This window comes from Actinoplanes oryzae, from assembly GCF_030757795.1.
GTDB lineage: Bacteria > Actinomycetota > Actinomycetes > Mycobacteriales > Micromonosporaceae > Actinoplanes.
In genome coordinates, this window is record NZ_JAUQWH010000169.1 from 1 (window position 1) to 19,358 (window position 19,358).

Consider the following 19,358-nt stretch of genomic DNA (forward strand, 5'->3'; position numbering starts at 1 on the left):
GCTCGCGCTGCGCGGCGGCGGCCCCGACAACATCACCGTGGTGATCGCGGACGCGACCGACGCCTTCGTCGAGCAGGCGCCCATCGTGGGTGGCGCGGCCGCCCGGGACAGGGGCAACTCGACGGTCGCCGACAGCTCCAGCGCGGCGGCCCGCGCGGCCGCCCTGCAGGCGCCGCGCCCGTCCCAGCCCGAGGCCAGCGCCTACGAGCAGCCGGAGCCGGAGCCGCAGCCCAAGCGTCACCCGGTGCGGACCAGCCTGCTGGCCCTGCTGCTGCTCGGCGTGCTCGGCGGCGGGCTCTATCTGGGCTATCGCTACACCCAGGACCAGTATTACGTCGGCGCGACGGACGCGGGCCAGCTCGCCGTCTTCCAGGGCGTGCCCGGGCAGATCGCCGGGCTCGACCTCTCGACCGTCGCCGAGACCAGCCCCGCCAGCCTCGACGACCTGACCACGGTCGCGCAGGACCGGGTCAAGCAGGGCATCCACGCGGACAGCAAGACCGACGCCCAGCGCCGGCTGCTCGAGCTGACCAGCGAGGACGCGTCCAACCCCAATCTCAAGCCCGTGTGCGCGGCGCCGACGGAGAGCCCGTCGCCCTCCGCCACGGCCACTCCCTCCGCGGGGAAGGCGTCGGCCTCTGTCAGGGCCGGTGCCTCGTCGGCTTCCGCCAAGGCCGGTGCCACCTCGACACCTGACTCCGTGCCCTCCACCTCGCCGGACGCCCAGCCTTCGGAACCGACACCGCCGGTCACCAGCGACCCGGTCGGGTGCCGGCCCGTCGACTGAGCGCCGCGCCCGACCGAAGTCTGGGGACTGCTTTCTTGACCGCGCCCGCCCTTCCGGCTCCCACACCCGCACCCACGGGTGAGATGCCGCGCGTCTCGGGCACGAAGACGGGACGCAACGCGGAGCTGGGCCTGCTCGCCCTTGCCATGATCATCGTGGCGATCTACGCCGCCGTCGTGGAGTCCAACCAGCTCGACAAGGTCTCGTCGACGTTCTGGGTGCCGGCCGCCCTGCTCAGTGCGCTGTTCCTCGGCCTGCACACGGTGGTGCGCTTCGTCGCGCCCTATGCCGATCCGGTGCTGATCCCGGCGGTCGCCCTGCTCAACGGGCTGGGCATCGGCTTCCTGCGCCGGCTGGACATCGGCGACGCCCAGGCCAAGAAGCTCGATGTGCCGGGCATCTTCGGCGGGCTCGGCGGCCGTCAGCTGGCCTGGACGCTGATCTCGCTCATCCTGGCGTCGGTGCTCTTGCTGGTCATCCGGGATCACAAGGTCATCTCGCGGTACGCGTACACGCTGGGCCTGACCGGCATCGTGCTCGTGATGATCCCGGCGATCCTGCCCGCCAGCATCTCGGAGATCAACGGCGCCCGCCTGTGGATCCGGATCGGCTCCTTCTCGATCCAGCCCGGCGAGTTCGCCAAGATCGCCCTGGTCTCCTTCTTCGCGTACTACCTGGTGCGCAAGCGCGAGGTCCTCTCCCTGGCCAGCCGGCGCTTCCTCGGCCTCGACTTCCCCCGGGGGCGCGACCTCGGCCCGGTCGTCACGGTCTGGCTGCTCTCCCTGCTGGTCCTGGTCTTCGAGAAGGACCTCGGTACGGCCCTGCTCTACTTCGGCCTCTTCGTCGTCACGCTGTACGTGGCCACCGAGCGCGCGAGCTGGCTGATCATCGGCCTGCTGATGTTCTTCGGCGGCGTCTACGTGGCCTATCTGCTCGGCGCCTCGGTCGGCGGCCCGTTCGCCAACTTCTACGACCGCGCCTCGGTGTGGCTGCACCCCTTCGACGACGCGAACTACAACCGGGCCGGCGGCAGCTACCAGCTCGTGCAGAGCCTGCTCGGGCTCGGCACCGGCGGCCTGTTCGGCTCGGGTCCCGGCAACGGGTCGCCCCGGTTCGTCCCCGAGGTGCAGACCGACTTCATCTACGCCGGCCTGGGCGAGGAGATCGGGCTCTTCGGGCTCTCCGCCCTGCTCGTCTGCTACCTGCTGATCGTCGAGCGGGGCCTGCGGGCCGCCCTGGGCGTCCGCGACTCGTTCGGCAAGCTGGTCGCCGGCGGCCTGGCGTTCACGCTCGGCTTGCAGGTCTTCGTCATCCTGGGTGGCATCACCGGGCTGATCCCGCTGACCGGCCAGACCACCCCGTTCCTGTCCGCCGGCGGTTCGTCGCTCATGGCCAACTGGCTGTTGATCGCCATGCTGCTGCGGATCTCCGACGCGTCCCGCAGCCCGGTGACGGGCGGCCCGGCCAACCAGCCCGGTCCCAAGCAACCGCCGGTGCAGCTGCACGGCGCCATGACGGAGGTGATCAAGCCGTGAACGCCCCACTGCGCAAGGCCGGCGTGGTCATCATCGTGCTCTTCGCCCTTTTGTTCGCCAACCTCAACTGGGTCCAGGCGTACAAAGCGGACAAGTACCGGAACAGCGACTGGAACGGCCGCGTCCAGGTCGCCGAGTACGAGGTGCCCCGCGGCACGATCGAGGCGGGCGGCCAGGCCCTCGCCGAGAGCAAGCTGACCGACGACGCCCTCAAGTACCTCCGGACGTACCCGGAGAAGCAGATGTACGCCCCGGTGGTCGGCTACAAGCCGGTCAACCTCGGCGAGGTCGGCATCGAGCGCAGCGAGGACGAGTTCCTCTCGGGCGCCAGCGACAAGCTCTTCGCCGACCGGGTGAGCTCCATGTTCACCGGCGACCAGCCGGGCGGCGGCAACATCATCCTGACGCTGAAGCCCAAGGCGCAGGAAGTCGCCTGGAAAGAGATGAACGACAACGAGCGCGGCGCCGAGAAGGGGTCGGCGATCGCGATCGACCCGCGGACCGGCGCGGTGCAGGCGATGGTCTCGATGCCCAGCTACGACCCCAACCCGCTGGCCAGCCACAGCACCAAGGCGGCCGCGGAGGCGTACAACAAGCTGATCAAGGACAAGGACAACCCGCTGCTCAACCGGAGCGTCGCGGAGACCTACCCGCCGGGGTCGACCTTCAAGGTGATCGTGTCGGCGGCGGCGCTCAAGAACGGCTACTCGCAGGAGAGCGAGATCGAGGCCGGCGACGAGTACACCGCCCCCGGCTCCGGTGCGCCGATCCACAACGCCGAGTCGGAGACCTGCGCCAGCTCGCAGGTCACTCTCAAGGAAGCGCTCACGACCAGCTGCAACACGGGGTACGCGCAGCTGGGCGTCAAGCTCGGCGCCGACAAGGTGAAGAAGGAAGCCCAGGACTGGGGTTTCGAGCAGGACGACCTGACCGTCGGCAACCTGGACGGCTCGGGCCTGCCGGTCGCCACCAGCCACACCGGTGCGATGCAGAACGCGGACGGCAGCACCGACCAGGCCGCCCTCGCCCAGTCGTCGATCGGGCAGAAGGACGTCCGGATGACGGTCATGGAGGGCGCCCTGATGGCCGCCACGGTGGCCAACGGCGGCAAGCAGATGCGGCCGTACCTGGTGCAGCAGGAGCTCAACGCGGACCGGCGGCCGATCTACAACGCCTCGCCCAAGACGCTGCGCACCCCGGTCAACGGCACGGTCGCGAACGACCTCAAGGACATGATGGTCAGCGTCGTCGAGAACGGCACCGGTCGGCGGGCGCGGATCGACGGCTACACGGTGGGCGGCAAGACCGGCACGGCGCAAAACGGTCCCAATGCCAACCCGCACGCGTGGTTCATCGGCTTCGCGTACAACGACAAGGGCGAGGCGGTCTCGGCCGCGTGCGTCATGCTGGAGAACGCGGACGGCAGCAGCGTGAGCGGCGAGGCCGCCCGCATCGCCGGACTCATCATGAAGGCGGCTGCCGGAGGGGGAGGGGACTGACGTGATCAGCCCTGGGGTGACCCTCGGTGGCCGGTACCGCCTGGACGAGCGGATCGCCGGCGGCGGCATGGGGGACGTGTGGCGTGGCACGGACGACGTGCTGGGCCGGACGGTTGCCGTCAAGATCCTGCTGCCCGCGCTGCTGGACGAGCCCGGCTTCGCCGAGCGCTTCCGCGGCGAGGCCAGGACCATGGCCACCATCAATCACCCCGGCGTGGTCGACGTCTACGACTACGGCAGCGACCAGCAGCTCGCCTTCCTGGTCATGGAGTACGTCGAGGGCGACGCCCTGTCCCGCACGCTCAGCCGCGTCGGCCGGCTCACCCCGGCGCGGACGATGGCGCTGGTCGCCCAGGCCGCCGACGCGCTGCAGGCCGCGCACGCGAACGGGATCGTGCACCGCGACGTCAAGCCCGGCAACCTGCTCGTACGCCCCAACGGCACGCTGGTCCTGACCGACTTCGGCATCGCCCGCTCGGCGCTGGTCGGCCAGCTGACGGTCGCCGGCTCGGTGCTCGGCACGGCGTCCTACATCTCCCCGGAGCAGGCCTCCGGCGCGGTGGCCACCCCGGCCTCCGACGTGTACGCGCTGGGTGTCGTCGCGTACCAGTGTCTCTCCGGCCACCGCCCCTTCGACGGGGCGACGCCGATAGAGATCGCGATGAAGCACGTCCGCGAGCACCCGCGCCCGCTGCCCGCCGACATCCCGCCCGCGGTGCGCGCGATCGTGGACCGGGCCATGGCCAAGGACCCGGGCACCCGCTGGCCGACCGCCGCCGCGATGGCCGCCGTGGCGCGCCAGGCGGCGTCGTCCATCAACACCCAGGTGCATCAGCCAGCCGTCAACGGGTCGGTCCGCCCGCACTCCGGCGGCCCGGCGGTCAACCGTCCGCATTCCGGCGGTCCCGCGGTCAACCGGCCGCAGTCGGGCGCGCCCACGTCCGGCAGCTCGCAGTATCCCGGCTCGGGCGCGGCGCGGGTGCCGTACCCGCCCGTGCCCCGGCCCGTCTCCGGCGGCCAGGGCGCCCGCGGCGCGGCCTCGGTGCCCCCGGCGCAGCAACAGCAGCAGCCCTACCGGCATCCGGGCGCCCCGGCCATGCCGCATCCGCAGGCGACGCCCAAGCAGGGTGACGGCTCGGGCGGGCGCCAGGTGCTCATCGTGCTCGCCGTGGTGCTCGCGCTGCTCGTCCTGCTCTGCGCGGGCGTGATCTCGTTCCTGCTCAAGCAGGGAAACACGAATGCCCTGGGCGCGGCCGAACCGCACACCACGGTGGCGTCGTACCGTCTTACGAAGCAGGCTGGCGTTCCGCCCAGCCGTATCCCGGCGACCGAAGGACGACAGACGTTATGACGGCGCAGGCCCGCCTGCTCGGTGGCAGGTATCAGGTCGGCGAGCTGCTGGGTTACGGCGGCATGGCCGAGGTGCACCGGGGTCGCGACCTCCGGCTGGGCCGCGACGTGGCCATCAAGATGCTGCGGTCCGACCTGGCGCGGGACGCCACGTTCCAGGAGCGGTTCCGGCGCGAGGCGCAGAACTCGGCGGCTCTCAACCATCCCGCGATCGTGGCTGTCTACGACACCGGCGAGGAGACGTCGGCCACCGGCGAGCGGCAGCCGTTCATCGTCATGGAGTTCGTCAGCGGCCACACGCTGAAGGACGAGCTGGCCGCGCAGCAGCGCATCCCGCCCCGCCGGGCGCTCGAGATCATCGCGGACATCTGCGCCGCGCTCGAGTTCAGCCACCGGCACGGGATCATCCACCGCGACATCAAGCCCGGCAACGTGATGATCACGGCCAACGGGCAGGTCAAGGTGATGGACTTCGGCATCGCCCGGGCCCTGGCCAGCGGCGCCACCACGATGACGCAGACCAGCGCGGTCATCGGCACGGCGCAGTACCTGTCGCCCGAGCAGGCGCGCGGCGAGTCCGTCGACGCCCGCTCCGACGTCTATGCCGCCGGCTGCGTGCTCTTCGAGCTGCTGGTGGGTCACCCGCCGTTCGTCGGTGACAGCCCGGTCAGCGTCGCCTACCAGCACGTACGCGAGACGCCGCGCGCCCCGAGCGACATCAACCACGAGGTGCCGCCGGAGGTCGACGCGATCGTCCTCAAGGCGCTCGCCAAGAACCCGCTCAACCGCTACCAGAGCGCCCAGGAGATGCGCGCCGACGCCCTGCGCGCCGTGGCGGGCCGCCCGGTCATGGCCCCCGCGGTGATGACCGAGGCCGAGACCATGGCGATGACCGGCGGCATGATGGGTGCCCAGGCGCCCACGGCCATGACCCGCGCCATCCCGAACTCGACGACCGGCGCCCGGCCGGTGGTCCAGCCGCAGCGCAAGAACTCGTCCTGGGTGATGGCCGCGCTGGCCGCCCTGGGCGTGCTCACGGTGATCGCGCTGGGCATCGGTCTCGTCCTGGCCAACAGCAACGGCGACGACGGCGGCGACGCGCCCACGACGATCGCGCTGCCCGCGGTCACCGGCGACAAGCTGAAGGACGCCCTCGACTCGCTCAACAAAGCCGGCTTCACCAACGTGGTCGAGGGCACCGCCGAGGAACAGAAGAACTGCGCCGACACGGTGCTCCGGCAGGAGCCGGTCGCCACCACGCAGGTCACCTACGACCAGCAGATCACGCTGATCCCGTGCAAGGACCCGGAGAAGGTCCGCGTGCCCGCCAACCTCGAGGGCGGCTCCGAGGACGCGGCCGTCGAGGCGCTGAAGGGAGTCGGGCTCGTCGCCGACGTCCAGCGCGTCGACAGCGCCTCCGAGGAGGGACGTGTCGTCGACGTCGAGAAGGAGGGCGAGCAGGTCGAGCCGGGCACGGAGATCACGGTCTCGGTGTCGCGCGGCAACCTCGTGGAGATTCCCGACGTCAAGGGCAAGCAGCTCGAGGTGGCCCGGGCCCTGCTCGAGGAGAAGGGCTTCACGAACATCAAGGAGCAGGAGTCGAACCAGGAGGGCGAGGCGGGCACGGTGGTCGCCCAGACTCCCGGTGCCGGCCAGAAGCGCGGCAAGTCGACGACGATCACGCTGACGGTCATCGCCGAGCAGGAGCCGGAGCCCGACCCCTCGTCGCCCGAGCCCGACCCGAGCGGCTCGACCCCGCCGGACGACGGCGGCGACGGCGGCGGTGACGGGGACGGCACCGGCGTCGGCGGCCTCTTCGGCTGAGACTCGCGCGGCCCACCTTGTCGAAAGGCGCGGCTTCTCGAGGTTTCGGCAACGCGCGGTAGCACTGCGAGAGCCCGGTCACCGCAGGTCGGTGGCCGGGCTTCGTGCTGGTTAGCCTTCGAGCATGACCAGGCTTCATGACGTGACGTGGCGCGGGTTCGGCAGCGACAACTACGCCGGCGCGCATCCCGAGGTGCTCGCGGCGATCGCCGAGGCCAACGGCGGACACCAGGTCTCGTACGGGTCGGACGTCTACACCCAGCGGCTGGCCGAGGTCGTCCGGGAGCACTTCGGCGGGCGGGCCGAGGTCTTCCCCGTCTTCAACGGCACCGGGGCGAACGTCGTGGCGCTCACCGGGCTGCTGCCGCGCTGGGGTGCCGTGGTCACGACGAGCACGGCGCACCTGCACACCGACGAGAACGGCGCCCCTGAGCGGGTCGGCGGGCTGAAGCTGCTGACCGTCGACGCCCCGGACGGCAAGCTCACGCCCGAGCTCGTCGACCGGCAGGCGTGGGGATGGGGCGACGAGCACCGGGCCCAGCCACTCGCCGTGAGCATCACCCAGACCACCGAGCTGGGCACGCTCTACACCCCCGACGAGGTACGCACCCTCGCCGACCATGTCCACGCCAAGGGCATGACGCTGCACATGGACGGCGCGCGCGTGGCGAATGCGGCCGCTGCTCTGGGCGTACCGTTGCGGGCTTTCACGACCGACGCGGGCGTGGACGTGCTGAGCTTCGGGGGCACCAAGAACGGCCTGCTCTACGGCGAGGCGGTCATCGTGCTCGACCCGTCCGCCGTGCAGGGGTTGAGCTATCTCCGCAAGCTCACCATGCAGCTGGCGTCGAAGATGCGCTTCGTCAGCGCGCAACTGCTGGCGCTCTTCGCGGACGATCTCTACCTGCGCTCGGCCGGGCACGCCAACGCCATGGCGGCCCGGCTGCGCGCGGCCCTCGAGCGCTCGATCGCCGCGGGGGAGGTCACCGGGTTGAGCTTCAGCCGTCCGACGCAGGCCAACGCCGTGTTCGCGGTGCTGCCCCGGGAGGCGGCGGACCGCATCCGCGGGAAGGTGCCGTTCTACGACTGGAACCGCGCGACGGGCGAGGTGCGCTGGATGACGGCCTTCGACACCACGGAGGCGGACGTGGACGCGTTCGCGGCGGTGATCCGGGAGGAGCTCAGCCGATCATGAGGAAGACGTCGTCGATCTGGCCGGCGTACTGGTCGTTGCCCTTGCCGGCGCCCTTGCCGCCCACCCGCAGCGGCTCGGCGTTGGCGATGGAAAGGTTCTTGGGCACGGGGACCGCGGCGCGCTCGACGCCGTCGACGATGAGCGAGAGGCGGTTGGCGCTGCGGGCGCAGGTGAGGGTGTGCCACTTGCCGTCGGCGACGTCGACGCGCGGCTCGGCGCGGTAGATCATCCGGGACCGGCCGGCCACCACGCAGCTCGGATGGCCCTGGGTGTGGTCGACCTGGAGCTTGAACTGGCTGCCGCCGCCGACCGAGTAGCCCTTCTGGAAGACGTTCGCGCCGTCGGCGAGGTCGCTGTGGGTCATGCGGATCGAGGCGCCGTAGCGCATGGGCCGGGTGCCCGGGTTGAGGCTGTCGTCGCGCAGGCCCTGCAGGATCGCGCGGGGGCACTCGCGCTCGCGGACCAGGGTGCAGCGGTTCGGGTACTGCACGGCCAAGCCCTTGCCCTGGCGGACCAGGCTCAGGGTGCCGCCGTTCTGCACGTGGGGCCGCAGCAGGTAGCCGCCGTGGGTGTCGGTGATCGGGCGGTTCACGCCGCCGTCGAAGGTGTAGCGGATCGAGACCGAGCCGCGCGCGGTGCCGATCTTGCTGGTCCGGACCTGGCTGGCGAACCCGGTGGTGTCGCTGCTCAGCACCCCGGCGGAGGGCCGGGGCGTGGGCTCGCCCGAGGCCGTGCGGGCCTGCCGCTGGGCGGTGTCGCCGGGCTCACTGGAAGCCGTGCGCTGTCGCGGGGCGGCGTCGCCAGGCTCGGTGAAGGCCGTGCGCTGTCGCGGGGCGGTGTCGCCGGGCTCGCTGGAAGCCGTGCGTTGCTGTCGCGGGGCGGCCTCGCTGGGCTCGGCGAAGTGGCCGGCGGAGAGGAGGGTGGTGCTCAGGATTGCGATGGTCGCCAGCGCACCGAACGGGCTGAACCATGACCGGCGAGTGTCGTACATGCGGCTATTGTCCAAATGGCGGCATTAAGTGTTAAGTCCAAACTCCGGATCGGCGCAAAAGTGGTGGAAAGCACTCCATAGCGGTAGCCCGATCGGCGGGGACTCAGCCCACCGCCGGCTCGCCCACCACCGCGTGCAGCACGTCGTCGAGCGCGATCACGCCCAGCGGCCGCCGGCCGTCGCTGACCAGCACGATGTGCCTGCGCTCGCGGCGCATCGTGAGCAGCAGATCGGCGACGTTGCGGTCGGGCGGCACCACGGCCAGCGGCCGGACGATCTCCGCCGGGATCGGCAGCCGGCGCTGCGCCCCCTGATAGCCGAGCACGTCCTTGACGTGCACGAAGCCGAGCACGCGCCGGGACTCGCGCTGCACCACGGGGAAGCGGGACCGTCCGCTGCGCGTGGCCACGGCCTCGATCGTGGCGGGCGAGGCGTCGTCGGCCACGGTGGTCACCTGCGCCCACGGCTTGAGGAGGTCCGCCGCCTGCCGGTCGTTGAGGCCGAGGGCCGCGTGGATCCGCTCGTACTGTTCGGTGCCGAGCAGCCCCTCCGCCCGGGCCTGCGTGACCATGCCGGCCAGCTCGTCCGCGGTGAACACGGTCTGCACGGCGTCGGTCGCCTCGACCTTCCACAGCCCGAGGACCGTCCGGGCGGCCCAGCGCATCGCCGTGAGGATCGGGCGGGTGGCCGTACAGAAGGCCAGCATGAACGGGCCGAGGAGGAGCGCCGAGCGTTCCGGGCCCGCCAGGGTGATGTTCTTCGGGACCATCTCGCCGATGACCGTGTGCAGGAACACCACCACGACCAGCGCCAGCACGAACGCGACCGGGTGCACGGCGTCTTCGGGCATGCCCACGGCCGTGAACGGGCCCTCCAGCAGGTGAGCCAGCGCCGGCTCGGCGATCGCGCCCAGCCCGAGCGAGCAGATGGTGATGCCCAGCTGCGCGCCCGCGATCATCAGCGGGATCTGGTTCATCGCGGACAGGGCCCAGCGGGCCGGCCGGGACGTCTCGGCGAGCGGCTCCAGGGCGGTCCGCCGCGACGCGATCAGGGCGAACTCGCCACCCACGAACAACGCGTTGCCCGCCAGCAGCAGAACCGTGACCAGCAGCTCAGTCATCGGCGGGCTCCGGCGCCGGGGCGACGACCCGGACCTGCTCGATGCGGTGCCGGTCCACCTTCCGCACGGTGAACTCCCAGCCCTCGTCCTCGATCGACTCCCCGGCGACCGGGATGTGGCCGAGCTTGGCGAGCAGGAAGCCGGCGAGCGTCTCGTACGGGCCCTCGGGCAGCCGGAACCCCGTCTGCTCGGCCAGCTCGTCCTCGCGCAGCAGCCCGTCGACCAGGAACGTCCGCCCGCCGTCCGGCGCCGTCAGCTCCACGCTGCCCGCGTCGGCGAAGTCCGAGTCGTGCTCGTCGGCGATCTCCCCGACCAGCTCCTCGATCAGGTCCTCGACGGTGACCACGCCGTCCGTCCCGCCGTACTCGTCGACGACGATCGCGAGGTCCGCCCCGGCGGCCCGCAACGCGCTCAGCACCTTGTCGAGGCTGAGGCTCTCCGGCACGTACACCGGCTCGCGCGCCACCGCCGCCACCCGGGTGGTCGCCCTGCGATCCAGGGGTACGCCCAGAGCGTCCGACACGCCCGCGACGCCGACGACGAGGTCGAGCGTGGACTCGTACACGGGGAAGCGGGTGTGTCCCGTCTCGCGCGCGACCCTCAGCAGATCCGCGACGCTCGCCGTGGTCTTGAGCCCGACCACGTCGACGCGTGGCGTCATCGCCTTGGCGGCCCGTTTCTCGCCGAAGCGGATCGTGCGGCGCAGCAGCGTCGCCGTCTCGGCCGGCAGCGCACCGGCCCGGGCGCTGATCGCCGCCAGCAGCCCCAGCTCCTCGGGCGACCGCGCGCTGGCCAGCTCCTCCTGCGGCTCGATGCCCAGCCGGCGGACCAGCCAGTTCGCCGAGCCGTTCAGGGCGCTGATCAGCCACTTGAACAGCTGGGAGAAGGCCCGCAGCGGGGCAGCCGTGGTCAGCGCGACGCGCATCGGCCGGGCCAGGGCCGCATTCTTCGGTACGAGCTCCCCGAACAGCATCGACACCAGCGTCGCCAGCACCAGGGCGAGCACGTGCGTGACCGTCTCGGTGTGCCCGCCGGCCAGCGGCTCGATGGCCGGGGTGAAGAGCCGGGACAGCGCCGGCTCCGCCAGATAGCCGGTCAGCACCGTGGTGAGCGTGATGCCGAGCTGCGTGCCGGACAGCTGGAACGACAGCTCGTGCAGCGCGTGCCGCACGGTCGCCGCCCGGCGGTCGCCCGCGTCGGCGCGCGCACCGATCTTGACCCGGTCCACCGTGACGAGCCCGAACTCGGCGGCCACGAAGAAGGCGTTGCCCGCCGTGAGCAGCGCGAAGGCCGCCAGCGGCAGCACCGCGGTCAGGAGCAGGCCGTCCATGATCGGTTCACCTCGGCCCCTATTGTGCCGGAACCGGACGGTCTGCGCCTCCCCCGTTACGCGTCGGCGAATGCCGATCTGCGGCGGGCCTCCACCTCGGCCGCCAGCTCGGGCGCGCGCTCCCGGGCCTCCGGGAAACCGCAACCGGCGAGCCAGTTGGCCAGCATCGTGTGGCCGCCCTCGGTGAGGACCGATTCGGGGTGGAACTGCACACCCTCGATCGGCAGCGTGCGGTGGCGCATGGCCATGACCACACCCGATTCCGTACGCCCGGTGACCTCGATCTCCGCCGGCAACGTCTCCGGGACCACGGCCAGCGAATGGTAGCGGGTTGCCGTGAACGGATCGGGCAGCCCGGCGAGCACTCCGTCGCCCTGGTGCAGCACCGCCGACGTCTTGCCGTGCAGCAGCTCCGGCGCCCGGGTGACCGTGGCGCCGAACGCCGCTCCGATCGCCTGGTGGCCGAGGCACACGCCGAACATGGGAACCTGGCCCGCACACTCGCGGATGACGTCGAGCATGATGCCGGCCTGCTGCGGCTCGCCCGGCCCGGGGGACAGCAGGATGCCGTCCGCGCCGAACCCGGCGACGTCGGCCACCGAGATCTCGTCGTTGCGCCGCACCTCGCACTCGGCGCCGAGCTGGCCGAGATACTGCACGAGGTTGAAGACGAACGAGTCGTAGTTGTCGATCACCAGGATGCGAGCGTTCATCGGGGGCTCTCCGACGGGTGGGGGTTGTTGGAGTCGACCGGGTAGGGGATCTCGTCCGGACCCTCGTCGCCGGGGATGACCGCGTTCGGGTCCTGCTGCTCGGTCTGCTCGGTGCCGACCTGCACGTCGTCGAAGGGCAGCAGCGGCGTCGCCCAGGGGAAGACGACGTACCAGAGCAGGGACATGACCGCGACGGCGAGCACGATCGAGCCCGTCAGCTTGCCCCAGAGGCCGAAGGGCAGCTTGCGCCAGATCCAGGCGTACACAGATCGTTCCTCAGGCCTTCGTGAGTTCCGCGGGCTTGCCGGCGTCGGGCAGCTTGGCGTCGCGCTTGAGCGTCTGGACGAGCTCGGCGTGCACGATGAGCCGCTGATAGTTGTTGAACTTCGGGTTGCACGTGGTCAGGGTCAGCATCGCCTTCGTCGGCTTCTTGCCCGGCTGGTCGGGGACGGGCGCGACGACCTGGACCGCGGTCGGCTTGACGACCTCGCTCGAGCTGACCTTGTAGACGTACCAGTTCGTGCGGGTCTCGACGCCGATCACGTCGCCCTCGTGCAGCTCGTCCAGCCGCCAGAAGATCTTGCGGATCCGGTGGCCGGCCACGGAGAAGTTGCCCACCTGCCCGGGCAGCGCCGTGTCCGGGTAGTGCCCGGGGGCGTACCGGATGTCCTGCGGCCGCACGCCGTTGACGACGACCCACTTCATGTCCAGCTTCGGAATGTAGAGCCGCCCGATCTTCCCCTCCCCGGGCGCCGCGGGCGCGGCCTTCGCGGGCCCGCTCGGCGCGACGGTCGGGTCGTTCCACTCCTCGTCGAGCTGCTGCGCCAGGGTGTCCTGCTCGTTCTCGACCTTCGCCGAGTTGCCGAACACCTCGTACCCGGCGAACAGCAGCACCACCAGCCCGAACGTGATCATCAGCTCGCCGGAGACGCGCACGGCGGCGCGGATCCGCGAGCCGAGGGTCGGCCGGGTCAGCTCCGAGTAGACGCTCTTGTAGCCGGCCTCGGTCTGCTCGGGGCGCAGCTTGACGACCTTCTCGCCGCGCTTGGGCTTGTCCTCCTCGACCGGCTCGTCACCGCCCCTCGGCAGGCCGATCGCGGCGGCCGCGACGGAGGCCGTGCCCTTGTCCTTGCCGTCTTTCCCGTCGGGCAGGGGGGTGTGCACGGCCGCGTTCGTCTCCTGGTTGGTGGCTGGTCCGACCTTCTTGGGTACGGCCGGAAGTAGTCCTGTGGGCGCGTCCGCCGTCCGGATCACCGCCGTCTCGGCGGGGCTGGCGTTCATGGCCGGGCCTGCGTTCATGCCGGGGCCTGCGTTCACGGCGGGGCTGGCGTTCATGGCGGGGCCCGGGCTTGTCGCTGCGGGGCCGACAGTCGTCGCGGCCGGGCCCGGGCTCGTCGCTGCGGGGCCGACAGTCGTCGCGGGGCCGGCGTTGGTCGCGGGGCTGGCATGCACTGCGGCGCCGGCGGTCGTCGTGGGGCGTTGCCAGGCGGCCGGGTCGAGGCTCGGCGCCGCGGTGCGGGGGTCGGAGCGGTCGACGCGCACGTCCTGCCGGTCCCAGGCGCCGGTGTCCCTGGCCGTGGCCCACGCGGCGATGTCACCGGGGCGGCCCGGGTCGCCCTGTTCCTGGAACGTCCCCTCCGGGCGGCCGTTGCCACGCTCCTGCAGCGCGCGCTGGGCGTCTGCCGGGCGGCTGTCCGGCTGCCAGCCGTGGGCGTGGTTGTCCTGCTTCCAGCTGTCGGCGGGCTGTTCCTGCGGCTCACTTGCCCGGCGGCGGCCGCGCCGATAGTTGTCGGCGGGCAGCTCGTCGAAGGCGCCCGTCCCGTCAGCCGGCGTCCTGCTCGGCCAGGCCGGGGAGCCGGCGCCGCTCGGGCCGTTGCCGCTGACCGGAGCATTGCCGTTCGCCGACGGGTTTTCACTCGTTCGGGCCACGGCCGGGATGCCCGGCGACGCCGAAGCGGAACTGCTGGGCCAACCCGATGCCGGCTCGGCCGCGGAACTGCTGGGCCAACCCGATGCCGGCTCGGCTGCCGGGGCGGGACTGCTTGGCCAGGCCGATGCCGGGTCGGTTGCCGGGGCCGGTGCGCCCTGGGCGCCGGTGAAGAAGGTGAAGTCGTTGTTCGCGGGCGTGCTCGGGCGTACCGGGGAAGCTCCTGACCGGGCGCGAGCGGCCGCGGCTGCCTTGGCCACGACGGGGTCCACTGCCGGGGCTTGCGGCCTGCCCTGCGCGGGCTCCGCTGTTCTTCCCTGCGCGAACTCGGGCTTCCCCTGCCCGGGCTCGGCATTGTCCCGCCCGGGCTCGGCCTTCTCCCGCGCAGGCAGGACTTTCTCCTGCATGGGCTCGGCTTTCCCTTGGGCGGGCTCGACCGGCTGTGCCTGCGCCGGATCTCCCGGGCGGCTCGGCAGGGGCTCGAAGGCCGGGGTGCCCGAGGCGCTGCCCGCGGACACCGGCCGGCCAGGCACCGACGCGCCCGGTGCGGACGGCCACGACGTGCCGCCGAGGCCCACCGGGGGATCGAGCGGCCCGCCCGGTACGCCGTCCGGGGAGGCGTCGCTGATCCGCGGGATGAAAGCTGTCTGCGCGTCGCCGTCCGGCGCGCGGTGCCGGCCGGATCCGGCAGTCCCCCCGTTGCCCGTCTCCGGCACCATCACTCGGTGACCTCGGCGGATCGGAGGTCGCTCGACCCGTCGTACGCCCGCACAGTCACGTTCCTCTCGACGGTCTCCGTGTAGCCGAGGCCGAAATCGGCGACGGCGTCCCGAAATTGTTGAACACCTTCAGAGGACTCCAACGCTCGGCGCATAGCTGTGGGTTCGCCGATCGCCGTGATCTTGAAAGGAGGCGAGAACACCTGGCCGTGCAACAGCAGCGTGTTGCCGACACAGCGTACCGCGCTCGTGGAGATGACACGGACATCCATGATTGACATTGCCTCGGCCCCACCAGCCCAGAGAGCGTTCACGACCGCCTGAACATCACCCTGGTGGACGACGAGATCGTCGTTCTGGACGGCGTCTCCGGTCATGTCCGCGGGCCGCCGGGACGAGTCGTTGAGCGTCACGGTGAGACCGGGACCACCGAGATCGGTGAAGCCCGCCTGCTGCCGCAGCGCGTCGGCTCGCTCGCGGGCCTTCTTCACCGGCGCGTCCGTGTCGGCGAGCTTCGCGGAGTCGCGGTCGACCTCGGCGAGCAGCTCCGAGGCGCGCTCGTCCTGCTGCTCGACCCGCTCACGCTTGTCCGCGATCAACTGGGCCAGCTGCGGCCGCCGGTCGTCGCGCAGGGCCGTGCCGTCGGCGGTGGTGGCGGAGGTCGTGAACAGCAGGCCGGCAGCGAGCGCGATCAATGGCACGCCCAGCCCCCAGCCGCCCTGACGCTGCCCCAGACGCCGTGGCCGCAACGCGCTCAAGGCGCGGCGCATGACAAGTCGCCACGAGGGCGTCCCCGTGGTGTACTCCACGTCGGCCTTCCTCCCCGAGGATGTCCGTGACCCTGCAGTGACCGAAAAGCCACCGGCGGGTGCCTGTGCGCGTGCCGTCTTGACTACGCTAGCTATCGAACAGTATTCGCCACGGGCAGCTTTCGGAGTCCCCGGAGCCGCTCAGAGGTGGGTTGTTCACCACTTGTTGCCCTCAGGAGAGCACCGTGCCGAAGTCACAGGTTCGCAAGAAGAAGGTCTACACGCCGCCGACGGACATCCGTCCCGCGGTCACGGCCGCGTCGAAGAAGCCGAGTCCGGTCTGGCTGCCGATCACGGCCGTCTTCCTGATCGTCTTCGGCATCGCGTGGCTGGTCGTGTACTACCTCTCCGAGCAGCGCTGGCCGGTGGAGTCGTGGCAGTACTGGAACCTGCTCGTCGGCTTCGGTTCCATGGTCGCCTCGCTGGCGATCCTCTCGCGCTGGCGCTGAGTCCCGCTGATCCGACCGCGCACCTCCGGGCCCGGCCCGTGGGTGCGCTTTCGGCTTTCCGCGCGCTTACCTCCGTGGCCGGGCCTTTCAGCTTCTCCGCGCGCTTACCTCCTGGCCCGGCCCGGAGGTGAGCTTTCGGTTCCTTCCGCGCGCTTACTGATTACTGGTGGGTAACATAGGTCGGCACCCCCGACCGAGGAGGCACAACACAGATGGGCGTCGCTCAGATCGTCGCCACCGTCCTGGCCGGCGCGATCACGATCGTGGCCGTCGTCCTCGCGGTGCGCGCCGTCATCTCGATGACGGCAGTGATCCGGCAGGGTCAGCCGGACCCGGCCCGCTTCACCGACAAGGGCACCCGCACGAAGACCATGCTGGTCGAGACGCTGGGCCACACCCGGATGCTCAAGTGGGGTGCGGTCGGCGCGGCGCACTGGTTCGTGATGGTCTCCTTCATGATCCTGTTCCTGCTGGTCGTCGAGGCCTACTTCGAGATCGTCGACCCGGCCCACGGCCTGCCGATCATCGGCCACTGGGTGGTCTACGGCTTCGTCACCGAGTGGATCGGCGTGCTGGGCCTGCTCGGCATCCTCTACCTCATCTACCGGCGGCAGCGCGACCGCAAGAAGAAGGTCAGCCGCTTCACGGGCTCGACGATGTGGCAGGGCTACTTCGTCGAGGCGATCATCGTCGGGGTCCTGATCTGCGGGTTCCTGATCCGCGGGTTCAAGGTCGCCAACGACACCTTCGAGTACCCGGCCTGGGCGACCCCGGTCAGTCACGGCGTCGGCGCGCTGCTGCCCGCCGCCGAGGACGGGCCGACGTGGGTGGCCCTGGTCAAGATCTTCATCTCGATGGGCTGGCTGATCACCATCGCGCTCAACGTGACGATGGGCGTGGCCTGGCACCGCTTCCTGGCCTTCTTCAACATCTTCTTCAAGCGCAACCCGGAGAAGCCGGCCGGCTCGGGCCTGGGCCCGCTCAAGCCGATGATGAGCGAGGGCAAGCCGCTGGACTTCGAGGAGGCCGACCCGGAGAAGGACCAGTTCGGCGTCGCGCAGGTCGAGCAGTTCACGTGGAAAGGTCTGCTCGACTTCTCCACCTGTACGGAGTGCGGCCGTTGCCAGTCGCAGTGTCCTGCCTGGAACACGGCCAAGCCGTTGTCGCCGAAGCTGCTCGTGTTGTCGCTGCGCGATCACGCGTACGCGAAGGCGCCCTACCTGCTCGCCGGTGGTGGCAAGGACCTGACCGGTGAGGAAAAGGCGACCCAGGAGCAGCTCGCCGGCGTCGACGTGCTCGCCCTCGCCGAGGCCGAGCGTCCCCTGATCGGCGGTGCCGACGAGAACGGCGTCATCGACCCCGACGTCCTCTGGTCGTGCACCACCTGCGGCGCCTGCGTCGAGCAGTGCCCGGTCGACATCGAGCACGTCGACCACATCGTCGACATGCGCCGCTACCAGGTGTTGATCGAGTCGAGCTTCCCGGCCGAGGCCGGGGTCATGCTGCGCAACTTGGAGAACAAGGGCAACCCGTGGGGCGCCCCGCAGAACACCCGCGAGGACTGGACCAAGGGCCTCGACTTCGAGATCAAGCGGGTCGGCGAGGCGGACTTCGACTACCTGTTCTGGGTCGGCTGCGCCGGCGCCTTCGAGGACCGGGCCAAGAAGACCACCCGGGCGGTGGCGACCCTGCTGCACGAGGCCGGCGTCGACTTCGCCATCCTCGGCGAGGGCGAAACCTGCTCCGGCGACCCGGCGCGGCGCATCGGCAACGAGTTCGTCTTCCAGATGCTCGCCCAGCAGAACGTCGAGACGCTGCAGGAAGCCGGCGTCAAGAAGATCGTCGCCACCTGCCCGCACTGCTTCAACACCCTCGGCAACGAGTACGAGCAACTGGGCCTCAAGGTCGAGGTCGTGCACCACACCCAGCTCCTGCAGCACCTGGTCGCCGAGGGCAAACTCACCCCGGTCCAGCCCATCGAGGGCGACGTGACCTACCACGACCCCTGCTACCTGGGCCGCCACAACCGCGTCTTCGAAGCCCCCCGCGAAGTCCTGGGCGCAGCGGCCAACCTCGTCGAGATGCCCCGCAACTCCGAACGCTCCTTCTGCTGCGGCGCCGGCGGCGCCCGCATGTGGATGGAGGAAAAGATCGGCAAGCGCATCAACGTCGAACGCACCGAGGAAGCCCTGTCCACCGGAGCCAAGACCATCGCCGTCGGCTGCCCCTTCTGCTACACCATGATCGGCGACGGCGTCACCGGCAAGGGCGAGCAGGACAACGTCGAAGTCGTCGACGTCGCCAGCGTCCTCCTCCGAAGCATCAAACCCGAAAAATCCCCCGCCTGACCCACCACCCCACCGAACGCCCGGCGCCCCCACCCGCCGGGCGTTCGCCATCCCAGCCCTCCACCGCCCCAACGTCCACCGCCTGCCCCACCGCCAGCCACCGCACGCGACGGTCGTGCGCCACTAACCGCAACACACCGCACGCGCATAAGACCGACACCGCTCATCGGGCCGCGCCGCACGGGGCCCTAGGCGCGCCCCGATGGCAAGCACCCGCTCACCGCGCCGGGGGGATCGAGAGCGTCCGCGAGGGGGCAACCACCCACTCACTGCCCGGAGCGCCACCGGGAATCGAAAGTGCGCGCAAGGGCAACCACCCACTCACTGCACAGGTCGCACCGGCACTTCCAAGAGTGTCCGCGAGCGCAACCCCCACTCACCGCGAGCTACCGCACCGTGGGGGGCTCGGGGGGCTCGGCCCCCCGGCAAAATGGCGAGGAGGCCCGCTCCGCGCTTTCCGCGGACACGGGCCTCCTCCGACGAGCGGGTGACGGGAATCGAACCCGCACTGTCAGCTTGGGAAGCTGATGTTCTGCCATTGAACTACACCCGCAGGCGGGCCCCACTGTACCTGATTGGCGGGAGCAGTGGGGGACCGCCTTGGGTAGGCGCCGGCTGGGCGTGGCGCTGCCCAGTCCCCTCCCGACCTGGCAGCGCGACGCGGTCGCAGTTCGCGGTGCCCGGCCGGCGCCTACGTTCTTGGTGCCGTGGTCACTAGTTCGAGGGTGATGGTCCTGGTGGGCTGGGGGTGGGGCCGGTCGG

Annotated in this window: 14 protein-coding genes, 1 tRNA gene and 1 pseudogene; 8 read left to right on the plus strand and 8 right to left on the minus strand. The window is 70.9% G+C overall.

What is annotated here, in order from left to right:
* The 6 genes and pseudogenes from RBH18_RS35975 to RBH18_RS36000 all read left to right on the plus strand — a co-directional run.
* Window positions 1–787, plus strand: a pseudogene (locus RBH18_RS35975) (protein phosphatase); the annotation flags it as partial.
* An 83-nt stretch (window positions 788–870) separates the two neighbouring features.
* Window positions 871–2,322, plus strand: a complete 1,452-nt coding sequence (locus tag RBH18_RS35980; RefSeq protein WP_306214967.1) for an FtsW/RodA/SpoVE family cell cycle protein — start codon at window positions 871–873, stop codon at window positions 2,320–2,322.
* The gene (locus tag RBH18_RS35985; RefSeq protein ID WP_306214968.1) at window positions 2,319–3,821 is read left to right on the plus strand and encodes a peptidoglycan D,D-transpeptidase FtsI family protein; all 1,503 of its coding nucleotides are present in this window, start codon (window positions 2,319–2,321) and stop codon (window positions 3,819–3,821) included. Before RBH18_RS35980 ends, RBH18_RS35985 begins: the two co-directional genes overlap by 4 nt.
* A gap of 1 nt (window position 3,822) precedes the next feature.
* Window positions 3,823–5,172 carry a serine/threonine-protein kinase gene (locus RBH18_RS35990; protein ID WP_306214969.1) on the plus strand — a complete coding sequence of 450 codons (1,350 nt, stop codon included), beginning with the start codon at window positions 3,823–3,825 and terminating at the stop codon, window positions 5,170–5,172.
* Window positions 5,169–6,995 (plus strand): Stk1 family PASTA domain-containing Ser/Thr kinase, encoded by a 1,827-nt coding sequence (gene pknB / locus RBH18_RS35995; protein WP_306214970.1) that lies wholly within the window; start codon window positions 5,169–5,171, stop codon window positions 6,993–6,995. Before RBH18_RS35990 ends, pknB begins: the two co-directional genes overlap by 4 nt.
* A gap of 124 nt (window positions 6,996–7,119) precedes the next feature.
* Window positions 7,120–8,190, plus strand: coding sequence for a threonine aldolase family protein (locus RBH18_RS36000; RefSeq protein ID WP_306214971.1), 1,071 nt, complete (start codon window positions 7,120–7,122; stop codon window positions 8,188–8,190).
* On the opposite strand, the gene RBH18_RS36005 is transcribed toward RBH18_RS36000, so the two are convergent.
* The 7 genes from RBH18_RS36005 to RBH18_RS36035 form a co-directional block, all read right to left on the minus strand.
* A complete protein-coding gene (locus RBH18_RS36005) occupies window positions 8,177–9,181 on the minus strand; it encodes a LamG-like jellyroll fold domain-containing protein (RefSeq protein ID WP_306214972.1) in 1,005 nt (334 codons plus the stop codon). The genes RBH18_RS36000 and RBH18_RS36005 overlap by 14 nt on opposite strands.
* A gap of 103 nt (window positions 9,182–9,284) precedes the next feature.
* Window positions 9,285–10,301: a hemolysin family protein gene (locus tag RBH18_RS36010; protein WP_306214973.1), complete on the minus strand. Its 1,017-nt coding sequence runs from the start codon at window positions 10,299–10,301 to the stop codon at window positions 9,285–9,287.
* Window positions 10,294–11,631 carry a hemolysin family protein gene (locus RBH18_RS36015; RefSeq protein WP_306214974.1) on the minus strand — a complete coding sequence of 446 codons (1,338 nt, stop codon included), beginning with the start codon at window positions 11,629–11,631 and terminating at the stop codon, window positions 10,294–10,296. Before RBH18_RS36015 ends, RBH18_RS36010 begins: the two co-directional genes overlap by 8 nt.
* A 56-nt stretch (window positions 11,632–11,687) precedes the next feature.
* Window positions 11,688–12,344, minus strand: a complete 657-nt coding sequence (locus RBH18_RS36020) for an aminodeoxychorismate/anthranilate synthase component II (RefSeq protein ID WP_306214975.1) — start codon at window positions 12,342–12,344, stop codon at window positions 11,688–11,690.
* Window positions 12,341–12,610 carry a hypothetical protein gene (locus RBH18_RS36025; protein ID WP_305788546.1) on the minus strand — a complete coding sequence of 90 codons (270 nt, stop codon included), beginning with the start codon at window positions 12,608–12,610 and terminating at the stop codon, window positions 12,341–12,343. Before RBH18_RS36025 ends, RBH18_RS36020 begins: the two co-directional genes overlap by 4 nt.
* Window positions 12,611–12,620: 10 nt before the next feature.
* Window positions 12,621–14,990 (minus strand): class E sortase, encoded by a 2,370-nt coding sequence (locus RBH18_RS36030; RefSeq protein ID WP_306214979.1) that lies wholly within the window; start codon window positions 14,988–14,990, stop codon window positions 12,621–12,623.
* Entirely contained in the window at window positions 14,990–15,799 is an 810-nt protein-coding gene (locus RBH18_RS36035) for a DUF881 domain-containing protein (RefSeq protein WP_306214976.1), read from the minus strand. Before RBH18_RS36035 ends, RBH18_RS36030 begins: the two co-directional genes overlap by 1 nt.
* Before the next feature lie 185 nt (window positions 15,800–15,984).
* Here RBH18_RS36035 and RBH18_RS36040 point away from each other — a divergent pair, with 185 nt between their 5' ends.
* Both RBH18_RS36040 and RBH18_RS36045 read left to right on the plus strand, forming a co-directional pair.
* Entirely contained in the window at window positions 15,985–16,248 is a 264-nt protein-coding gene (locus RBH18_RS36040; RefSeq protein ID WP_305788543.1) for a cell division protein CrgA, read from the plus strand.
* A gap of 212 nt (window positions 16,249–16,460) precedes the next feature.
* Complete coding sequence (locus RBH18_RS36045; RefSeq protein ID WP_306214978.1) at window positions 16,461–18,596, plus strand: (Fe-S)-binding protein; 2,136 nt, start codon at window positions 16,461–16,463, stop codon at window positions 18,594–18,596.
* Between the two features lie 482 nt (window positions 18,597–19,078).
* Here the strand turns inward: RBH18_RS36045 and RBH18_RS36050 are convergent.
* A tRNA-Gly gene (locus tag RBH18_RS36050) sits at window positions 19,079–19,149 on the minus strand.
* Window positions 19,150–19,358 lie beyond the last annotated feature (209 nt).

Excerpts from the sequence above, each read along its gene's own strand:
- RBH18_RS35980 (WP_306214967.1), top strand. The coding sequence starts at position 871 with ATGCCGCGCGTCTCGGGCACGAAGACGGGACGCAACGCGGAGCTGGGC.
- pknB (WP_306214970.1), top strand. The coding sequence starts at position 5,169 with ATGACGGCGCAGGCCCGCCTGCTCGGTGGCAGGTATCAGGTCGGCGAG.
- RBH18_RS36000 (WP_306214971.1), top strand. The coding sequence starts at position 7,120 with ATGACCAGGCTTCATGACGTGACGTGGCGCGGGTTCGGCAGCGACAAC.
- RBH18_RS36005 (WP_306214972.1), bottom strand. The coding sequence starts at position 9,181 with ATGTACGACACTCGCCGGTCATGGTTCAGCCCGTTCGGTGCGCTGGCG.
- RBH18_RS36010 (WP_306214973.1), bottom strand. The coding sequence starts at position 10,301 with ATGACTGAGCTGCTGGTCACGGTTCTGCTGCTGGCGGGCAACGCGTTG.
- RBH18_RS36015 (WP_306214974.1), bottom strand. The coding sequence starts at position 11,631 with ATGGACGGCCTGCTCCTGACCGCGGTGCTGCCGCTGGCGGCCTTCGCG.
- RBH18_RS36020 (WP_306214975.1), bottom strand. The coding sequence starts at position 12,344 with ATGAACGCTCGCATCCTGGTGATCGACAACTACGACTCGTTCGTCTTC.
- RBH18_RS36030 (WP_306214979.1), bottom strand. The coding sequence starts at position 14,990 with ATGGTGCCGGAGACGGGCAACGGGGGGACTGCCGGATCCGGCCGGCAC.
- RBH18_RS36045 (WP_306214978.1), top strand. The coding sequence starts at position 16,461 with ATGGGCGTCGCTCAGATCGTCGCCACCGTCCTGGCCGGCGCGATCACG.